General features: G+C 57.8%; 17 protein-coding genes. 8 read left to right on the top strand and 9 right to left on the bottom strand.

Annotation, left to right across the window (positions count from 1 at the left end; translation table 11 throughout):
* Positions 1-91: 91 nt before the first annotated feature.
* From EH164_RS07770 to EH164_RS07755, 4 genes are all read left to right on the top strand, one after another.
* Positions 92-1,204, top strand: coding sequence for an ABC transporter ATP-binding protein (locus EH164_RS07770; protein ID WP_094421008.1), 1,113 nt, complete (start codon positions 92-94; stop codon positions 1,202-1,204).
* A 149-nt stretch (positions 1,205-1,353) separates the two neighbouring features.
* Entirely contained in the window at positions 1,354-2,367 is a 1,014-nt protein-coding gene (locus EH164_RS07765; RefSeq protein WP_124967834.1) for a zinc-binding alcohol dehydrogenase family protein, read from the top strand.
* 196 nt (positions 2,368-2,563) lie between these two features.
* Positions 2,564-2,899, top strand: a complete 336-nt coding sequence (locus EH164_RS07760; RefSeq protein WP_124967833.1) for an RcnB family protein — start codon at positions 2,564-2,566, stop codon at positions 2,897-2,899.
* A 12-nt stretch (positions 2,900-2,911) separates the two neighbouring features.
* Entirely contained in the window at positions 2,912-3,337 is a 426-nt protein-coding gene (locus EH164_RS07755; protein WP_124967832.1) for a GNAT family N-acetyltransferase, read from the top strand.
* A gap of 531 nt (positions 3,338-3,868) precedes the next feature.
* On the opposite strand, the gene apbC is transcribed toward EH164_RS07755, so the two are convergent.
* On the bottom strand, positions 3,869-4,978 hold the full coding sequence (gene apbC, locus EH164_RS07750; protein WP_124967831.1) for an iron-sulfur cluster carrier protein ApbC: 1,110 nt from the start codon (positions 4,976-4,978) through the stop codon (positions 3,869-3,871).
* A 165-nt stretch (positions 4,979-5,143) separates the two neighbouring features.
* On the opposite strand from apbC, the gene metG reads away from it, so the two are divergent.
* Together metG and EH164_RS07740 are read left to right on the top strand one after the other, a co-directional pair.
* The gene (gene metG, locus EH164_RS07745) at positions 5,144-7,174 is read left to right on the top strand and encodes a methionine--tRNA ligase (protein ID WP_023479910.1); all 2,031 of its coding nucleotides are present in this window, start codon (positions 5,144-5,146) and stop codon (positions 7,172-7,174) included.
* Positions 7,175-7,264: 90 nt separating this feature from the next.
* Complete coding sequence (locus EH164_RS07740) at positions 7,265-7,720, top strand: YehR family lipoprotein (protein ID WP_023479721.1); 456 nt, start codon at positions 7,265-7,267, stop codon at positions 7,718-7,720.
* A 93-nt stretch (positions 7,721-7,813) separates the two neighbouring features.
* Here the strand turns inward: EH164_RS07740 and EH164_RS07735 are convergent, their stop codons facing one another.
* Genes EH164_RS07735 through EH164_RS07725 form a run of 3 tightly spaced genes read right to left on the bottom strand, consistent with a single transcriptional unit; the run spans position 7,814 to position 10,738 of the window.
* Entirely contained in the window at positions 7,814-8,284 is a 471-nt protein-coding gene (locus EH164_RS07735) for a DUF1456 family protein (RefSeq protein ID WP_023479843.1), read from the bottom strand.
* Between the two features lie 52 nt (positions 8,285-8,336).
* Positions 8,337-9,056: a two-component system response regulator BtsR gene (gene btsR / locus EH164_RS07730; protein WP_124967830.1), complete on the bottom strand. Its 720-nt coding sequence runs from the start codon at positions 9,054-9,056 to the stop codon at positions 8,337-8,339.
* Positions 9,050-10,738 (bottom strand): sensor histidine kinase, encoded by a 1,689-nt coding sequence (locus EH164_RS07725; protein ID WP_124967829.1) that lies wholly within the window; start codon positions 10,736-10,738, stop codon positions 9,050-9,052. The genes btsR and EH164_RS07725 overlap by 7 nt, the downstream gene beginning before the upstream one ends.
* Positions 10,739-10,957: 219 nt before the next feature.
* Between EH164_RS07725 and EH164_RS07720 the strand changes: the two genes are divergently transcribed.
* Both EH164_RS07720 and EH164_RS07715 read left to right on the top strand, forming a co-directional pair.
* A complete protein-coding gene (locus tag EH164_RS07720) occupies positions 10,958-11,692 on the top strand; it encodes a MerR family transcriptional regulator (RefSeq protein ID WP_124967828.1) in 735 nt (244 codons plus the stop codon).
* 60 nt (positions 11,693-11,752) lie between these two features.
* Entirely contained in the window at positions 11,753-11,866 is a 114-nt protein-coding gene (locus EH164_RS07715; protein ID WP_023479821.1) for a protein YohO, read from the top strand.
* Here the strand turns inward: EH164_RS07715 and EH164_RS07710 are convergent.
* From EH164_RS07710 to bglX, 5 genes are all read right to left on the bottom strand, one after another.
* Positions 11,841-12,578 carry an ABC transporter permease gene (locus tag EH164_RS07710; protein WP_124967827.1) on the bottom strand — a complete coding sequence of 246 codons (738 nt, stop codon included), beginning with the start codon at positions 12,576-12,578 and terminating at the stop codon, positions 11,841-11,843. The two genes, EH164_RS07715 and EH164_RS07710, sit on opposite strands and share 26 nt — an antisense overlap.
* Complete coding sequence (locus EH164_RS07705) at positions 12,562-13,509, bottom strand: ABC transporter ATP-binding protein (protein WP_023479702.1); 948 nt, start codon at positions 13,507-13,509, stop codon at positions 12,562-12,564. The genes EH164_RS07710 and EH164_RS07705 overlap by 17 nt, the downstream gene beginning before the upstream one ends.
* Positions 13,502-14,656 (bottom strand): ABC transporter permease, encoded by a 1,155-nt coding sequence (locus EH164_RS07700; protein ID WP_124967826.1) that lies wholly within the window; start codon positions 14,654-14,656, stop codon positions 13,502-13,504. Before EH164_RS07700 ends, EH164_RS07705 begins: the two co-directional genes overlap by 8 nt.
* A gap of 6 nt (positions 14,657-14,662) precedes the next feature.
* The gene (locus tag EH164_RS07695; RefSeq protein WP_124967825.1) at positions 14,663-15,580 is read right to left on the bottom strand and encodes an ABC transporter substrate-binding protein; all 918 of its coding nucleotides are present in this window, start codon (positions 15,578-15,580) and stop codon (positions 14,663-14,665) included.
* Positions 15,581-15,720: 140 nt separating this feature from the next.
* Positions 15,721-18,018, bottom strand: a complete 2,298-nt coding sequence (bglX, locus tag EH164_RS07690) for a beta-glucosidase BglX (RefSeq protein ID WP_124967824.1) — start codon at positions 18,016-18,018, stop codon at positions 15,721-15,723.
* Positions 18,019-18,143 lie beyond the last annotated feature (125 nt).

Raw genomic sequence — 18,143 nt, 5'->3', positions numbered from 1 at the left:
GCCGTTGAGCAGCACTGTCTCCTGATTGTTATACGTTAAACAAAACAGCTGACAAACGGCCAGTAACGGCTATTACATTCGGGGAACGTTGATGTCCAATATACGACTGAGAAATGTCACCAAACGGTTTGGCGACACGGTGACGCTGAACAATGTCAATCTGTCGATTGATGACGGCGAGTTTGCGGTGTTTGTCGGCCCCTCCGGCTGCGGGAAATCCACCATGCTGCGCATGATTGCCGGGCTGGAAGAGGTGAGCGAAGGCGAAGTGCTGATTGGCGATGAAGTGATGAACGATGTCGCGCCCGCCCATCGCGGTGTCTCAATGGTGTTCCAGTCCTATGCGCTCTACCCCCATATGACTGTGGCGGAGAACATGGGCTACGGGCTGAAAGTGAACAAAGTGCCGAAGGAGGAGATCCGCCGCCAGGTGGAGATGGTGGCGAAGACCCTGCAACTGAGCCACCTGCTGGATCGCAAACCGAAGCAGCTCTCCGGCGGCCAGCGCCAGCGCGTCGCCATTGGCCGCGCGATTGTGCGTAACCCGCGCGTCTTTATGTTCGATGAACCCCTTTCTAACCTCGATGCCGAACTGCGCGTCGAGATGCGGTTGCATATAGCCCGTCTGCACCAGGAGCTGAAAACCACCATGGTCTATGTTACCCATGACCAGGTGGAAGCGATGACGCTGGCGGACAAAATCGTGGTGATGAATTACGGCAACGTTGAGCAGATGGGCTCACCGATGTCGCTCTACTACAACCCGAAAAACAAGTTTGTCGCTGGCTTTATCGGCTCGCCAAAGATGAACTTCCTCCCCGCAACGGTAAGCCAGTGGCAGCCCGGTGAAGTCACTATTACCCTTGCTCAGGGCCATCAGTTGACGCTCGGCATTACCACCTCACCGCTGGAGGTGGGCGCGGCCATTACGCTCGGTATTCGCCCGGAGCACCTCGCAACAGAGATGACGGGCGGCGTGCCCCTTGAGTTTCAGTGCGAAGTGGTAGAGCGGCTGGGCAACAACACCTATCTGTTTGGTCAATGTTATGGTCACGACAATATTAAAATCCTGCTGCCGGGCGATGTGCATTTCCGCCCGTGGCAGAAGATCGCCCTCGCCTTCGACAGCCGCCACTGCATGATCTTTGACGAGCAGGATCAGCGCGTCAGCGCCGATATCCCGGTGCCCAACCACGATATGTAACTTCCAGGCCGGATAAGGCGGAACTGCCATCCGGCACTGCATTTTCACTCGAGAGCGATAAGTGCTGCTCCATTTTGCGGGTTTTTCATCAAAGCTGCGTTGTCTACCCTTACCGGTAGTGATGAAAACCCAACAAAACGGAGCCTGTTATGAAAGCCATCGCCATTACCCGCGCCGCCGCTGGCGGCAGCAACCTCGATGCCCTCACCGATATCGACCTGCCCCAACCGCAGGCCAGCGGACACGATCTGCTGGTGGAAGTGAAAGCCATCTCCGTGAACCCGGTGGATACCAAAGTGCGTGCCGGTTTTAATGCCGATACGCCGCGCGTGCTCGGCTGGGACGCGGTAGGCGTCGTGAAAGAGGTCGGCGAGTCGGTCACCCTGTTTCAGCCGGGCGATGAAGTGTGGTACGCCGGGGCATTAACCCGCCCGGGAAGTAACAGCGAATATCAGCTGGTTGATGAGCGTATTGTGGCGCGTAAACCCGCTTCCCTTGATAACGCCTCTGCCGCCGCTCTGCCCTTAACGGCCATTACCGCCTGGGAGTTGCTGTTTGACCGCCTCGGCGTAAAAGAAAATGGCAACGACGGCGATGTGCTGCTGATTGTCGGCGCTGCGGGCGGTGTCGGTTCGATTCTGACGCAGCTGGCGCGCCAGTTGACGCGCATGACGGTGATCGGCACCGCCTCGCGTTCTGCCAGCCAGCAGTGGGTGAAAGATCGCGGCGCGCACCATGTGATTGACCACAGCAAGCCACTCACCGAAGAGCTGGCGCGGATCGGCATCAAAGAGGTGACGCACGTTGCCAGCCTGACCAACACGCAGGATCACTATCAGCAGCTGATTAACGCCCTCAAACCGCAGGGCAAGCTGGCGCTGATTGACGACCCCGACAGCCTGGATGCGATGCCGCTGAAAGCGAAGAGCCTTTCGCTGCACTGGGAGTTTATGTTTACCCGCTCGATGTTCACCACCGACGATATGATTGCCCAGCACCAGTTGCTGACGCGGGTTGCGGAGTTGATCGACAGCGGCGTGCTGAAAACTACGCTGGGCGAGCACGGCGGTGCCATCACCGCGGCTAACCTGCGTAAGGCCCATGCGCTGCTTGAGAGCCAGCGCGCGGTGGGCAAAATCGTGCTTGAGGGGTTTGCGGGCTGATCCTGCCAGGATTACTCCCAAACGTAGCGGGCGAAGGGCGAAATTCGTTCTCCGCCCGCACTGCTTTTTCCTGGGTTTGCTTACACTTTTTACCAAAGCGTTATTTTTTGCTGGTTGCTCCGCTGTCTGTAAACGGCAATGATGTCGTGCTATTTATGCAACTACGTGAAATGTATAAGAACAACCTGGAGAGAGTATGCGTAAAACAAAAATGATGCTTCTGGGTGCACTGCTGGCGACGGCTTCAGCAACCTATGCTGAAACCCCGCCCGCGACAGCGCCTGCAAGCGGCACACAGTCGTTTGAAGTGAAAGAGTTTGTTGCCGACTTTACCAAATTCACCATTGGCGACACGGTGCCGGAGATGTACCGCAGCGACGATTACAACATTAAGCAGTGGAAGTTGCGTAACCTTCCCGCGCCGGATGCCGGTAGCCACTGGACCTACATGGGCGGCAACTACGTGTTGATCACCGATGCCGAAGGCAAAATCCTCAAAGCCTACAATGGCGACATTTTCTATCATCGTTAACCGGGAGCGCCTGTGATTATCCGCCGCTGGCAGGAGAGTGACAGGCCGTTTCTGCGTACCCTGTATCTGCATGCCCGTAAAGAAGCCTGGACCTGGCTGGATAGCCGCGACTGGGCTCTGGAAGATTTTGACTCCGCGACGTTGGGAGAGGTGATCTGGGTGGCGGAAGAGGATGGGCATCGAATGGGGTTCGCATCGGTCCTGGAGAACGATAACTTCCTGCATAACTTGTTTATCGACCCTGCGTTTCAGGGAAAAGGTGTCGGCAGCGCGCTGCTTGAGCATGTGCAGAGCACCTTTAGCAGCACCGGCGCGCTGAAGTGTTTGTTGCGCAATAAAACTGCGCTCGAGTTTTATCAGCGCCACGGCTGGCGCGTTGAGGCCAAAGGCGTCTCCCCGCAGGGGGATTATGTGCTGATGCACTATGTGTTGAAGTAGGTTTTGTCATTTCGCAGGCCTGATAAGGCGAAGCCGCGAACATAATGCCGGATGGCGCGTAAACGCTTATCCGGCCTACACGGTTCCAGCAGCAACAATTTTTAATTGGACGCCCATCTTACAGCGGCGGTGTTGACCCCCGCTGAAATCGGCGAACCGAAGCGTGAATGACAAGGTCTGGACGCCATGGATGGCGGACAGAGGCGAACCGAGACAGGGAGCGAGTCCCGGAACGGGCGAGCAGGTCGAGTCGAGCGGGCCGCAGTCAGGCACGCGGGAGGTGAGCGTAGTGCGAAGCACCGATTTCCTCGCGGGGCCGCGGGGATTGACAAGGGGAGCGCGGCCGCTCCCCTTGTCCCGTTCACCGCACCGATGAGTAAAACATTCCGCCGCACGCCTGGTGAACGGAACCATTCCACCAATCCAACCCCATTGCCGGATGGCGCGTAAAACGCTTATCCGGCCTACGCCGTTTCAGCGAATTCGTGCCCGTAGGCCGGATAAGGCGTAGCCGCCATCCGGCATCGTCAATCACACCGCGCGGAACGCGATCTCACCGGGGATGATCTCGCCCTGCCAGTAAAGCTGGGCAGCTACGCGACCGGCAAGGTTGCGGTAGATGGCAGTAAACTCGCTGTCCGGGCGGCTGATCACCGTCGGCGTACCCTTATCGAGATCTTCACGCAGCGAAATATGCAGCGGCATCTGGCCCAGCAGTTGCGTGTGATACTGCTCCGCCAGCTTCTCTGCGCCGCCGTTGCCGAAAATCGGCTCATGGTGACCACAGTTGCTGCAAACATGCATGCTCATGTTCTCCACGATACCGAGCACCGGCACCTCCACTTTCTCGAACATGACAATGCCTTTTTTAGCATCAATCAGCGCGATATCCTGCGGCGTGGTCACCACCAGCGCGCCGGTCACCGGAATGTTTTGCGCCAGCGTCAGCTGGATATCACCGGTGCCTGGCGGCATATCGAGCACCAGATAGTCGAGATCCGGCCACATAGACTCCTGCAACATCTGCAGCAGCGCTTTGCTGGCCATCGGCCCGCGCCACACCATTGCATTATCGTCCGTCACCAGGTAACCAATCGAGTTGGTTGCCAGGCCATGAGCGATAATCGGCGCCATATGCGTGCCATCTGGTGATGTCGGACGCTCATTTTCCGCGCCCAGCATCATCGGGATCGACGGGCCGTAGATATCGGCATCAAGAATACCGACTTTCGCCCCTTCCGCAGCCAGCGCCAGCGCAAGGTTAACGGCGGTAGAGGATTTCCCTACCCCGCCCTTGCCGGAGCTGACAGCGATAATATTTTTCACGCCGTTAACGCCCGGCTGGTTTTTCACCCGCTTCAGGGTGGCGATATTGTGCGACAGCTTCCAGTCGATGGCGCGCGCGCCGGTCAGACGCAGCAGTTCGGCGCTGCACTGGGCTTTCAGCTCTTCGAAAGCGCTGCTCCAGACGAACGGCATCAGCAATTCGACGTGCAGGGTCTCATCCAGCCATGCAACATGGTGGACAGCTTTCAGCGCTGTCAGGTTATGTTTGAGGGTGGGGTGCTGAAAATCGGCCAGCGTCCCGGTGACAATTGCCCGTAAGGCTTCCGGGGATTTGGCCTGGGATTGCGAACTCATCCCGACTCCTTTGTAGTTGTTCTGAAAACGACATTTGTAGCGCTCAAGTTTACCCCAAAGGGAATAATTATCCATTTATGGATTAATGCCCTTATCGCTTGGCGCAGATCGATGCGGTTTGGTAATATCGGAACCCCTTTTTCTCAAGAAGATGTAATGCCAACTATGACTCAAGTCGCGAAGAAAATTCTGGTAACGTGCGCGCTGCCGTACGCCAACGGCTCCATCCACCTCGGCCATATGCTGGAGCACATCCAGGCTGATGTCTGGGTCCGTTACCAGCGAATGCGCGGCCACCAGGTCAACTTCATCTGCGCGGACGATGCCCACGGCACGCCGATTATGCTGAAAGCACAGCAGCTCGGGATCACCCCGGAGCAGATGATTGGCGAAATGAGTCAGGAGCATCAGACCGATTTTGCTGGCTTCGACATCAGCTACGACAACTACCACTCAACGCACAGCGATGAGAACCGCGAGCTGGCCGAGCTTATCTACACCCGTCTGAAAGAGAACGGGTTTATCAAAAACCGCACCATCTCCCAGCTCTACGATCCGGAAAAAGGCATGTTCCTGCCGGACCGCTTTGTAAAAGGCACCTGCCCGAAATGTAAAGCGGCGGATCAGTATGGCGATAACTGCGAAGTGTGCGGCGCGACCTACAGCCCGACCGAGCTGATTGAGCCGAAGTCGGTGGTCTCCGGCGCGACGCCGGAAATGCGTGATTCCGAGCACTTCTTCTTCGACCTGCCGTCGTTTAGCGAAATGCTGCAGGCGTGGACCCGCAGCGGCGCGCTGCAGGAGCAGGTGGCGAACAAAATGCAGGAGTGGTTCGAATCCGGTCTGCAACAGTGGGATATCTCCCGCGATGCGCCCTACTTCGGCTTTGAAATTCCGGGCGCGCCGGGCAAATATTTCTACGTCTGGCTGGATGCGCCGATTGGCTACATGGGTTCGTTCAAAAACCTCTGCGACAAGCGCGACGATCTCAACTTTGACGACTGGTGGAAGAAGGATTCCGACGCCGAGCTCTATCACTTTATCGGTAAAGATATCGTCTATTTCCACAGCCTCTTCTGGCCGGCGATGCTGGAAGGCAGCGGTTTCCGCAAGCCGACCAACCTGTTTGTTCACGGCTATGTAACGGTTAATGGCGCGAAGATGTCCAAATCGCGCGGTACCTTTATTAAAGCCAGCACCTGGCTGAACCATTTTGATGCCGACAGCCTGCGCTACTACTACACCGCCAAGCTTTCATCGCGCATTGATGATATCGACCTCAACCTGGAGGATTTCGTCCAGCGCGTGAACGCCGATATCGTTAACAAAGTGGTGAACCTGGCTTCGCGTAACGCGGGCTTTATCGCCAAACGCTTCGACGGCGTGCTGGCGTCAGAGCTGGCCGACCCGGCGCTGTATAAAACCTTCACCGACGCCGCCGCCGCAATTGGCAGCGCGTGGGAGAGCCGCGAGTTTGGTAAAGCGGTGCGCGAAATCATGGCGCTGGCCGACGTGGCGAACCGCTATGTTGATGAGCAGGCTCCGTGGGTAGTGGCGAAACAGGAAGGCCGCGATGCCGATCTGCAGGCCATCTGCTCAATGGGTATCAACCTGTTCCGCGTGTTGATGACCTGGCTGAAGCCGGTTCTGCCATCGCTGGCCGCGCGCACCGAAGCGTTCCTCAACACCACCCTGACGTGGGATGCGATTAACGAACCGCTGCTCGGCCATAAAGTGAACCCGTTTAAAGCGCTCTATAACCGCATCGAGATGAAACAGGTGGAAGCACTGGTGGAAGCGTCGAAAGAGGAAGTCAAAGCCGCAGCCGCGCCGGTAACGGGCGAGCTGGCTGATAACCCGATTCAGGAGACCATCACCTTTGACGATTTCGCCAAAGTCGATATGCGCGTGGCGCTGATTGAGAACGCCGAGTTTGTCGAAGGCTCAGATAAGCTGCTGCGCCTGACGCTCGATCTCGACGGTGAGAAGCGCAACGTCTTCTCCGGCATTCGCTCTGCCTACCCGGATCCGAGCGCGCTGATTGGCCGCCTGACGGTGATGGTGGCTAACCTCGCGCCGCGCAAAATGCGCTTTGGTATCTCCGAAGGGATGGTGATGGCAGCGGGTCCTGGCGGCAGCGATATCTTCCTGCTTAGCCCGGATAGCGGTGCAAAAGCGGGCCAACAAGTTAAATAAAAAAATAAGGCGCTGAATTCAGCGCCTTTTTCTATACTGTTATACGCAGTCTTACAAAACATTACCTCACATGGAAAATAGGGGATTATCGTGAAATTCAGCAAAATCATTGCAGCACTCTTTTCTGTCGCTTTAGTTGTTGGCCTGACCGGCTGTGGTGATAAAGAAGAGAGCAAGACCTTTACCTGGGCGACGGGCGGTACGGAAGTGACGCTGACTTACTACTACAAGGGTGATGAAGTAGAGCGTCAGACCGCGAAGAACAAAATCGAATACTCCTCTATTGGCGCGAAAACCAAAGAAGAAGCGATGAAAGTTCTGGATCCGATTAGCAAAAAATACCAGAGCGTGAAAGGTGTGAAAGAGAGCGTAGCGTATGAAGAGACCTATGCTCAGGAGACGCTGGAAGTTGACTACAACGAAGTGGACTTCGCTCAGCTGAACAGCCTGCAGGGTTCTGAATTTACCGGCACGGTTAACGGTAAAATCAGCATGAAGCAGTCAGAAGAGTTACTGAAAGCGCGCGGCTTTAAAGAAGTGAAATAAGTTGTTTATTGCCCGGTAGCATCTTGTCTGCCGGGCTAATTAAACCGCATCACCTCGCGTGTATGCGGTTTTTTTATCGGCTAAAAACGCCCGTTAACTCTTTGGTTTCTGCCCACGTGCTGCCAGCCCGCGCAGGAAGTAGCGCAAAAACTGGTCGCCGCATTCGCGGAAATTCTTATGCTCCGGCGAGCGCATCATGGCGGTAATTTCCGGCATTGAAACGCGGAACTGCTGCTCGGTGAGGATCGCCAGAATATCGTCGGTCTTTAACGAGAAGGCGATGCGCAGCTTCTTCAGCACGATATTGTTGTTGAGCTTGCGCTCCATGGCGAGCGGCGGCGCACTCTCATCTTTGCCGCGCTTCTCATAAATCAGCCCATTAAGAAACGCCGACAGCACAATATCCGGGCAGGGTTTATACCCCTCCTCATCCTCTTTACGCAGCCACGGAACCAGCTGTTCAGCCGTGACTTCAGTGTCCGCCAGCGCCAGAATGCGCACCAGGGCGGTGTTGTCGACCTGCAGGGTGTAACGCAGGCTGCGCAGGATATCGTTATTTAGCATGTCTCTTTCCGAAATGATGAACCAGCGCGCAGTGTAGGCATCGCGCAGGAATTTACAACCCCAACGCCTCTTTTAAATTTTTCAGATAGCGTCGACTCACCGGCACCGTCAGCCCGTCGCGCAGCAGCAGCTCGGCCTGGCCATTATCCTCAAGGCGGATCTCCTTAAGAAAAGCCATATTGACAAGATATTGCCGGTGGCAGCGCACCAGCGGCGTGCGGCTCTCCAGCGTGCGCAGCGTCAGTTCGGTAAAGCCCTCTTTGCCTTCGTGGCTGGTGACATAGACGCCGCTCATCCGGCTGCTGACAAATGCCACCTCCTCCATCTGCAATAACCAGATGCGGCTGTGGCCGGTGCAGGGGATAAACTTCAGCGGCTGTTGATTATCTGCCAGTAGCGACACATCCTGCACGCCGCGATCCTGACGTAAGCGGTTGAGGGTCTTCGCCAGCCGTTGCGTTTCAATCGGCTTGAGCAGGTAGTCAAAAGCGTGCTCTTCAAAAGCCTGCACCGCATACTCATCAAAAGCGGTGAGAAACACGACATAGGGGCGGTTGCCGGGATCGAGCATGCCGACCATCTCCAGCCCGCTGATACGCGGCATCTGGATATCAAGAAACAGCACGTCGGGGCGCAGTTTATGCACCGCGCTAATCCCTTCAATGGCGTTACCGCACTCGCCCACCACCTCAATGTCGCGCTCTTCCTGCAACAGGCTGCGCAACATCTCCCGCGCCAGCGGTTCGTCATCAACAATCAGCACTCTTAACATGCCTCTTCCTCCAGAGGGAGTCGTAAGGTAATGCGGGTAAAAAGATCCGGCTCGCAGGCAATGCTGATGCCGCACTCGTCACCAAAACGGGCGCGCAGCCGCTTATCCACCAGGCTCATTCCTAAGCCACCGGCATCCTTTTTCGGCTGATAAAGCCCGGCGTTATCCTCAATATCCAGCACCAGATGCTGCGCCTGCTGGCTGGCACGCAGGGTGATCTCCCCTACGCCCAGCAGTTGAGACGTGCCGTGTTTGATCGCGTTTTCGACTATCGGTTGCAAGGTGAAAGCGGGCAGATGTAAGTGCGCCAGCGCCTCCGGCACCTCAAGCCGTACCTGCAACCGCGCCTGAAAGCGCGCCTTTTCAATTTGCAAATAAGCATTTACATGCTCAATCTCATCCGCAAGGGTGACGATTTCTGCGGGGCGTTTCAAGTTCTTACGAAAAAAGGTCGAGAGATACTGCACCAGCAGCCCGGCCTCATCGCTGTCACGACGGATCACCGCTTTAATGGTGTTGAGCGCGTTAAACAGGAAGTGCGGGTTGACCTGCGCGTGCAGGAGTTTGATCTCCGACTGGGTCAACAGCGCTTTTTGCCGCTCATACTGCCCGGCGAGGATCTGCGCCGAGAGCAGCTGCGCAATCCCCTCCCCCAGTGTGCGGTTGATAGAGCTAAAGAGGCGGTTTTTCGCCTCATAAAGTTTGATGGTACCGACCACGCGCTGGTTTTCACCGCGCAGCGGGATCACCAGCGTCGAGCCGAGCTTGCACTGCGGGTGCAGCGAGCAGCGGTACGGCACCTCATTGCCGTCGGCGTAGACCACTTCGCCGGTCTCAATCGCCCGCTGCGTCCAGACGGAGGAGATAGGCCTTCCCGGCAGATGATGATCGTCCCCCGCGCCGGTAAAGGCTAATAGCCGTTCGCGATCGGTTATCGCCACCGCGCCGATATCCAGCTCCTGATAGAGCACCTGCGCGACCTTCATGCTGTTCTCTTCATTAAAGCCCTGGCGCAGAATGCCTTCGGTGGAGGCCGCCACTTTCAGCGCCGTGGCGGAAAATGCCGAGGTGTATTTCTCAAACATGGCGCGCTTGTCGAGCAGGATGCGCATAAACAGCGCTGCGCCGACGGTATTGGTCACCATCATCGGCGCGGCGATGCTCTGCACTAAATGCAGTGCGCTTTCGAAGGGGCGGGCAATCAGCAGGATAATTACCATCTGCAATAGCTCCGCCACGCAGGTGACCGCCCCGGCGGTAAAGGGGTTAAAGACGCGATCGGTGCGCCCGCGCTTGATAAGAAAACTGTGCACCAGACCGCCAAGCAGCCCTTCGACAAAGGTCGAGAACATGCAGCTCAGCGCGGTCATGCCGCCCATTGAGTAGCGGTGCAACCCGCCGGTCAGCCCCACCAGCCCGCCGACCAGCGGGCCGCCAAGCAGGCCGCCCATCACCGCGCCGATCGCGCGGGTATTGGCGATGGAGTCTTCAATATGCAGGCCGAAATAGGTGCCAAGAATACAGAAAATGGAGAAGGTGACGTAACAGAGCAGCTTGTGCGGCAGACGCACGGTGACCTGGATCAGCGGGATAAAGAGGCGCGTCTTGCTCATCAGCCAGGCGATCACCAGAAACACACACATCTGCTGAAGCAGCAGCAACACCAGATTGAACTCGTACATACCCGCCACACCACATCACATAAAGCGCGTAACATACAGCGAGTCGGCGATGGTTTCTTCGACAGAGGTTAAAAAAAGAGAAATTCGTGCTCTGAGTCACATATTGTGCCTGGGTATGCGCAGTTATGAATAAAGAGTAAACAAAACGTTACTGTTGTTGTCTTCACCCCTAAGAAAGGTCTAAAGTTATACCGGCATTCGGGAAGCAAAGGAGAGATCATGGCGCTTTACACTATTGGTGAAGTTGCTCTGTTATGCGATATCAACCCCGTCACACTGCGTGCGTGGCAACGCCGCTATGGTTTGTTAACCCCGCAACGCACGGATGGCGGCCACCGGCTCTTCAGCGAGGCGGACATCGATCGTATTCGTGAAATCCAGCACTGGGTTGAATCGGGCGTGCAGGTAAGTAAAGTTCAGGCGCTGCTGGCGAACAGCAGCGACAAGCGTCACTACGTCTGGCAAAGCCATCAGGAGCGGGCGATGCATCTGCTGCAACAGCGAGATGGCAACACCCTCCAGCAGTGGCTGAGCGAGTTGATGCGCGACCACCCGGCAAAAACGCTGGCGCACCAGTTGATTAACCCCTTACGCGCACGCTTGCAGGGCACACGCTCCGCTTACCAGGCAAAGCTTAGCCTGCTGGATGGCATTCTGATTAGCCTGATAGCCGACAACTTATCGGCGTCGCGGCAGCAGGCGCATGGCCGTCCGGCGCTGGTGGTCGGCTGGGGTGTCCAGGACAGCACGCGGATGTGGATTGAAGGCTGGATCGCCAGCCAGCAGGAGTGGCAGGTCGGCATTCTTGCGCACCCGTTCACTCAGTTTCATCCGGAGATGTTCAAAGGCAAGATGCTGCTGGTGTGGTGCGGCGACTCCCCCTCCCCCGCGCAGCAGCAGCAATTGCAGGCCTGGCAGGAGACGGGGCATCAGGTGTGGCTTCTCGGCATTTAATGTTTCATTAACAACTCACAATGCCTTTATAATGCCGGCCTCACTTAAAAGGAGCCTGAGATGAAGCCTGGTAAAATTCTTGTCATCGCGATCTTTCTGCTGATGGCCATCGGCGGGATCGGCGGCGTAATGCTGGCTGGTTATTCGTTTATCGTGCGCGGCGGTGCCGGTTGAGCCGTAGCGCCAGCCGTTCAAAGCCCCGATCGACAATGATTGCCGCCAGCGCCACCAGCACTGCCCCCTGCACAATATAGGCCGTATTAAACCCGCTCAGGCCGATAATGATCGGCGTTCCCAGCGTGCTTGCCCCGACCGTAGAAGCAATGGTTGCCGTACCGATGTTGATAATCACCGATGTGCGAACTCCGGCGACAATCAGCGGTGCGGCCAGCGGCAGCTCCACTTTGAGCAACCGCTGCCAGCCGCTCATGCCCATCCCCTGCGCCACGCTCTGTACGCTTGCCGGAACCGCAGCGATCCCCGCCAGCGTCCCCTGTAAAATTGGCAGTACACCATAGAGCACCAACGCGATAATGGCGGGCGCTTTGCCAAAGCCCATCACCGGCACCGCAATCGCCAGCACCGCCACCGGCGGAAAGGTCTGCCCGACGGCGGCGATAGTTTCTGCCAGCGGGCGAAACTCTTCCCCACCGGGTCGCGTCACGGCAATGCCGACGCCCATGCCAATCGCCACCGCAATAACGCTCGAGAGCGCCACCAAAGAGAAGTGGGCAAGGGTCAGCGCGACAAAGCTCTCCTGCAAATAGACCGGGCGCGGCAACTGCGGAAAGAGCGCACTAAACAGCGGCGCGCTGTGGGGCAACCACATCAGCAACGCGATAAACAGCGCCAGCAGCCAGAGCAGCGGATCACGCAATATTTTCACGGCCCGCCTCCCCGCGTAACAGATCGCGGAAATGGAGGCTGCCGCAGGGCTGCCCATTGGCATCCTGCACCGGCAACACCTCGCAACGCTGGGCGACAAAAGCGGAGAGCGCCTCGCGCAGGCTCATCTGCGCTTGCAACGGCTCGCCGTGGCTGACCGGTTCGTCACGCAGATAGTCGCTTACCTGGCGCAGAGAGAGCAGGCGCACGCCCAGCTCGCTGCGGCCAAAAAATTCGCGCACAAACTCATTCTGCGGCGCGGTCAGCATCTCCAGCGGCGTCCCCTGCTGCACGACGTTGCCGCCATCCATCAGTACCAGGTGATCGGCTAATTGCAGCGCTTCATCAATATCGTGGGTCACCAGCACAATGGTACGCCCGAGCAGGCGGTGTATGCGCACCATCTCCTGTTGCAGGGCGCTGCGGGTGACCGGGTCGAGCGCGCCAAAGGGTTCATCCATCAACAGCACTTCCGGATCGGCGGCCAGCGCGCGGGCGACGCCAACACGCTGCTGCTGCCCGCCGGAAAGCTGGTGTGGAAAACGATCGCGCAGCCCCGGCTCCAGCCCGAGCAGCGCCATCAGTTCATCCACCCGCGCGTCGCGTTTGCCGCGCGACCACTTTTGCAGTTGCAGCACGGTGGCGATGTTCTGCGCTACCGTCCAGTGGGGGAAAAGCCCAATCGACTGAATGGCGTAGCCCATGCGGCGGCGCAGTTCGAGCACCGGCAGGCTGCGGATCTCCTCCCCGGCGAAGGTGATCGTTCCCTCGTCATGTTCAACAAGGCGGTTAATCATCTTCAGGGTGGTCGATTTTCCCGAGCCGGAGGTGCCAATCAGCACGGAAAACGCGCCGGTTTTCATCTGCAAATTTAGCTGGTTAACCGCCCGCTGCCCGGCAAAGGTTTTGGAAACGTTGTGAAATTCAATCATGGTGTTTTACCTTCAACAGCGCGAGGGCAAGATCAAACAGGGCGTCAATCACTACCGCCAGGCCGATAACCGGGATCACCCCGAGCAGCACCAAATCCAGCGCGCTGCTGAGCAGCCCCTGGAAGACCAGCGCGCCAAAACCGCCTGCGCCAATCAGCGCGGCGATCACCGCCATGCCAACCGTCTGAACCGCCACTACCCGCAGGCTGCGCAGTAACAGCGGCAGCGCCAGCGGAATCCGCACCTGCCAGAAGCGCTGCGACGCACTCATGCCCATCGCCTGTGCGCTCTCCAGCACATCGGCGGAGACTTCGTTCAGCCCGGCAACCACGCCGCGCACCAGCGGTAGCAGCGCGTAGAGGATCAGCGCAATCAGCGCCGGTGTGATGCCGGTACCGGCAATGCCTATCGATGCGAGGAACGGAAAGTGCTGCGCCAGCCCGGCGAGTGGTGCAATCAGCAGGCCAAACAGCGCAACGGAGGGGATAGTCTGGATAATGTTGAGCGCGGTAAAGACCGGCCCCTGCCGCGCCGGATGACGATAGCACCACAGCCCGAGCGCGAAACCGATGGCTAACGCCGGGAGCAGCGTGCCGAACAGCAAGGTTAAGTGCTGCGCCAGCGCATCATTGAACACCTCCTGGCGGTTGCGGTACTCATGCAGCAGCGAGAGGTTATCCAGCTCGCCGCTGAGCAGCAGCCAGAGCGGCAGTAGCCAAATCTGCATATGCAGCAGCCAGCGCCACACCGGGTGAGCAACAAGGCGGCGAATGGCATCGCTACAGGCGAGCAGGCTGAGCGCCAGCCATAACCATAAGCCGCTGCCGGGTGAGGTGCGCGCCAGCGCGCTGCCGCTCTGCGCCAGATCCGTTGCCGCGCGGCCTGCGCTCCACACCAGCAGGCAGAAGAGGAGTTCAGCCAGAACCAGCATTGCCGCCTGCGCACTGCGCCCCGGCACAAAGCAGAGGATCAGCAAAAGCGCGGGCGCAAGCAGCCACAGGCCGCTAAAGAGCTGCCACAGCGCACGCCCTTCGCCGGAAACCAGCCGGTTTGGCGCATAGTTGATAAACGGCAGCCATGCCGCCAGCCCTCCCAGTACAACCAGCAGTAACAGCACGCGGTTGTGGCAGCGTTTCGATCCCTCCATCACGCCTTATTTCACCAGGCCTTTTTCTTTCAGGTAGTCCGCCGCGACTTTCTTCGCATCCAGCCCTTCCACCGCAATGCTGGCATTCAGCTTTTGCAGGGTCTTCTCATCGAGGCTGGCAAAGACCGGCTTCAGCCAGCTATCCAGTTCCGGGTAGGCTTTCAGCACCGCTTCACGCACCACCGGCGTCGGGGCGTAGATCGGCTGTACGCCTTTCGGATCGCTTAATGTCTGCAAGCCGAGCGCCGCTACCGGGCCGTCGGTGCCGTAAGCCATCGCAGCATTAACGCCGGATGTTTGCTGCGCCGCCGCTTTGATGGTCACCGCCGTGTCACCACCGGCCAGCGACAGCAGCTGATCCTGCTTCAGATCGAAGCCGTAGGCTTTTTCAAAGGCAGGCAGCGCATCGGCACGCTCAATAAACTCCGCCGAGGCAGCCAGTTTGAACTCGCCACCGTTTTTCAGGTAACGGCTGAGATCGTCGAGGGAGGTGAGTTTGTTCTTCTGCGCCAGATCCTGACGCACGGCGATGGTCCAGGTGTTATTAGCCGGAGCAGGCGTCAGCCAGATAAGCTTGTTCTTCTCCGCATCGAGTTTTTTCACCTTCTCGTAGCCCTGCTGCGCGTTTTTCCACGCCGGATCGTTCTCCTCTTTAAAGAAGAACGCGCCGTTGCCGGTGTACTCCGGGTAGATATCCAGCTCGCCAGAGGTGATGGCACCGCGCACCACCGGCGTGGTGCCGAGTTGCACTTTATTGACGGTTTTTACGCCGTGGCTCTCCAGCACCTGCAAAATGATATTGCCCAGCAGCGCGCCTTCGGTGTCGATTTTCGATCCCACTTTGATCGGTTCTGCGGCCTGCAACGGTAAGCTTACGGCGGCGATTAGCGCCACTGAGCAGGCAAGTTTTCGGCTGAGTGTCATAATTTATCCCTCATTTTTTTACTGCCTTTATCAGCAGCTTGAGAAAAAAGCGTAGCTGAAAAATAGCGACGCGAAGGTGAAGCGGTGCGAAACGGTAAAGCGGGTAATAAAAAAGGCCGGTTGCCCGGCCTGATGAGTGGTTACTTTAATTCAAATTCGCCCTGGTTGACGCGGGCGGAGTCGACGCCGATAAAGACGTTGAACTTGCCCGGCTCGGCGTCGTACTTCATGCGCTGGTTCCAGAACTTAAGCGCGTCGACATCGATCGGGAAGCTGACGGTCTGCGTCTCACCCGGTTTCAGGTTGACCTTCTTAAAGCCGCGCAGCTGTTTCACCGGGCGGCTCATTGACGCGGTGACATCCTGCACATACATCTGGATCACCGTCGCCCCTTCGCGCTTGCCGGTATTGGTCACCTCGACGCTTGCATCCACGCTGCCACCGCGGGTCAGGGTTGGCGCAGACATCTTCACATCCGACACTTTGAAAGTGGTGTAACTCAGACCATAGCCGAAGGGATAGAGCGGGCCGTTGGCTTCATCAAAGTAGCGGGAGGTGTATTTGTTCGGGTTATCGGCGTTATAAGGACGACCGGTATTCAAGTGGCTGTAGTAGACCGGGATCTGCCCCACCGAGCGCGGGAAGGACATCGGCAATTTCCCGGAAGGGTTGTAGTCGCCAAACAGCACATCGGCGATGGCGTTGCCGCCTTCGGTACCGGCAAACCACGTTTCCAGGATGGCATCAGCCTGCTGATCCTCTTTCACCAGCGCCAGCGGACGCCCGTTCATCAGCACCAGCACCAGCGGCTTGCCGGTCGCTTTCAGGGCGGTAATCAGATCGCGCTGGCTCTGCGGAATGGTGATATCGGTGCGGCTGGAGGCTTCGTGCGCCATCCCCTGCGCTTCACCGACTACCGCCACCACAACGTCAGATTTCTTCGCTGCGGCTACCGCTTCGTCGATCATTGCCTTCGGGGAGCGAGGATCAACCACCACCGCCGGTTCATAGAGGTTAAGGAAATCGACAATGCCTTTATCGTTGGTGATATTCGCTCCTTTGGCGTAGATCACCTGGCCTTTGTCCTTCAGCGCGTCACGAATACCGGTCAGCACGGTGACCGACTGATCGGCAACCCCGGCGGCAGACCAGCTGCCCATCGAGTCGCGCTTGCTGTCCGCCAGCGGCCCAATCACCGCCACGGTGCCCGATTTTTTCAGCGGCAGCGTTTCCAGACGGTTTTTCAGCAGCACCATACTTTCGCGCGCCACTTCCCGCGCTTCTTTGCGGTGCAGACGGCTTTCGGCGTTGGTGTCCTGCGGGTCGCTCTCTTTCGGCCCTAAGTGGCTGTAGGGATCGTTAAACAGCCCCATATCATATTTGACGTTCAGCACATGGCGCGTGGCGTCATCCAGCTCCGCCATCGTCACCTTGCCGGATTTGATCAGCCCCGGCAGATATTTGCTATAGTACTCGTCGCTCATGCTCATGTTGATGCCGGACTTCAGCGCCACGCGCACGGCATCTTCCGGATCGGCGGCGGTGCCGTGTTTGATCAGCTCCTTAATCGCGCCGTGATCGGAAATGGTGATGCCCTTAAAGCCCCACTCATCGCGCAGCAGATCTTTAAGCAGCCACGAATCGGAGGAAGCCGGTGTGCCGTTCAAAGAGTTAAGCGCCACCATCACCCCGCCGCTGCCGGCGTCGAGTGCCGCTTTATAGGGCGGCATATAGTCGTTGAACAGCCGCTGCGGGCTCATGTCGACGGTGTTGTACTCTTTACCGCCCTCGACTGCGCCATACGCGGCGAAGTGTTTGACGCTGGTCATTACCGAGTAGCGATCCGCCGGGCTTTTGCCCTGCATCGCTTCCACCATGGTGCGACCCATTTCCGAGGTTAAAAAGGTATCTTCCCCGAAGCCTTCCGAGCCGCGTCCCCAGCGCGGATCGCGCGAGACGTCGACCATCGGCGCCCAGGTCATATTCAGGCCATCATCGGCGGCTTCATAAGCGGAGACGCGCCCGACGGTTTTCACCGCGTCAAGGTTAAAGCTGGAGGCGAGGCCAAGGCTGATAGGGAAAACGGTGCGTTGCCCGTGCACCACATCATAGGCAAAGAAGAGAGGAATTTTCAGGCGGCTAAGCTGCATCGCCTGGTCCTGCATGGCGCGAATGTCCTGGCGGGTGACGGTGTTGAAAATAGCCCCGACCTGGCTTGCCTTAATCATCTCGCGGATCGCCTCTTTCGGGTTATCCGGCCCGACGCTTATCAGGCGCAGCTGGCCTATTTTCTCATCCACGGTCATCTTTTTAAGCAGGTCAGTGACAAAGGCGTCCCTGGCTTGCGGCGTCAAAGGATGGTTCGCGATCATCTCTTCGGCCAGCGCGGGTTGCAGCGCAAGGCTCACAGCGACACCTACAGAACATAGCCATTTCATGTCGTTTACTCTCTTGTATTTTCAGCAAAAACCGCGGTAACGGGCCGCGGAAAAACGCAGTGTGCCATAATCCTGGCACGTCTTGCAGCGCCTGGCTCTGATTTTTATGTTAATTCGCTCCCCTT

Origin of the sequence: Kosakonia sp. CCTCC M2018092, from assembly GCF_003864115.1 — a bacterium.
GTDB lineage: Bacteria > Pseudomonadota > Gammaproteobacteria > Enterobacterales > Enterobacteriaceae > Kosakonia > Kosakonia cowanii.
The sequence above is the reverse complement of the archived record's forward strand: the minus strand, read 5'-3'. Positions and strand labels throughout refer to the sequence as shown.

What these genes read in the sequence shown, in the direction of transcription:
- EH164_RS07720 (WP_124967828.1), top strand. Translation starts at nt 10,958, where the DNA reads ATGGCGCTTTACACTATTGGTGAAGTTGCTCTGTTATGCGATATCAAC.
- EH164_RS07725 (WP_124967829.1), bottom strand. Translation starts at nt 10,738, where the DNA reads ATGTACGAGTTCAATCTGGTGTTGCTGCTGCTTCAGCAGATGTGTGTG.
- EH164_RS07705 (WP_023479702.1), bottom strand. Translation starts at nt 13,509, where the DNA reads ATGATTGAATTTCACAACGTTTCCAAAACCTTTGCCGGGCAGCGGGCG.
- metG (WP_023479910.1), top strand. Translation starts at nt 5,144, where the DNA reads ATGACTCAAGTCGCGAAGAAAATTCTGGTAACGTGCGCGCTGCCGTAC.
- EH164_RS07735 (WP_023479843.1), bottom strand. Translation starts at nt 8,284, where the DNA reads ATGCTAAATAACGATATCCTGCGCAGCCTGCGTTACACCCTGCAGGTC.
- btsR (WP_124967830.1), bottom strand. Translation starts at nt 9,056, where the DNA reads ATGTTAAGAGTGCTGATTGTTGATGACGAACCGCTGGCGCGGGAGATG.
- EH164_RS07695 (WP_124967825.1), bottom strand. Translation starts at nt 15,580, where the DNA reads ATGACACTCAGCCGAAAACTTGCCTGCTCAGTGGCGCTAATCGCCGCC.
- EH164_RS07765 (WP_124967834.1), top strand. Translation starts at nt 1,354, where the DNA reads ATGAAAGCCATCGCCATTACCCGCGCCGCCGCTGGCGGCAGCAACCTC.
- EH164_RS07715 (WP_023479821.1), top strand. Translation starts at nt 11,753, where the DNA reads ATGAAGCCTGGTAAAATTCTTGTCATCGCGATCTTTCTGCTGATGGCC.
- apbC (WP_124967831.1), bottom strand. Translation starts at nt 4,978, where the DNA reads ATGAGTTCGCAATCCCAGGCCAAATCCCCGGAAGCCTTACGGGCAATT.
- EH164_RS07770 (WP_094421008.1), top strand. Translation starts at nt 92, where the DNA reads ATGTCCAATATACGACTGAGAAATGTCACCAAACGGTTTGGCGACACG.
- EH164_RS07760 (WP_124967833.1), top strand. Translation starts at nt 2,564, where the DNA reads ATGCGTAAAACAAAAATGATGCTTCTGGGTGCACTGCTGGCGACGGCT.
- EH164_RS07700 (WP_124967826.1), bottom strand. Translation starts at nt 14,656, where the DNA reads ATGGAGGGATCGAAACGCTGCCACAACCGCGTGCTGTTACTGCTGGTT.
- bglX (WP_124967824.1), bottom strand. Translation starts at nt 18,018, where the DNA reads ATGAAATGGCTATGTTCTGTAGGTGTCGCTGTGAGCCTTGCGCTGCAA.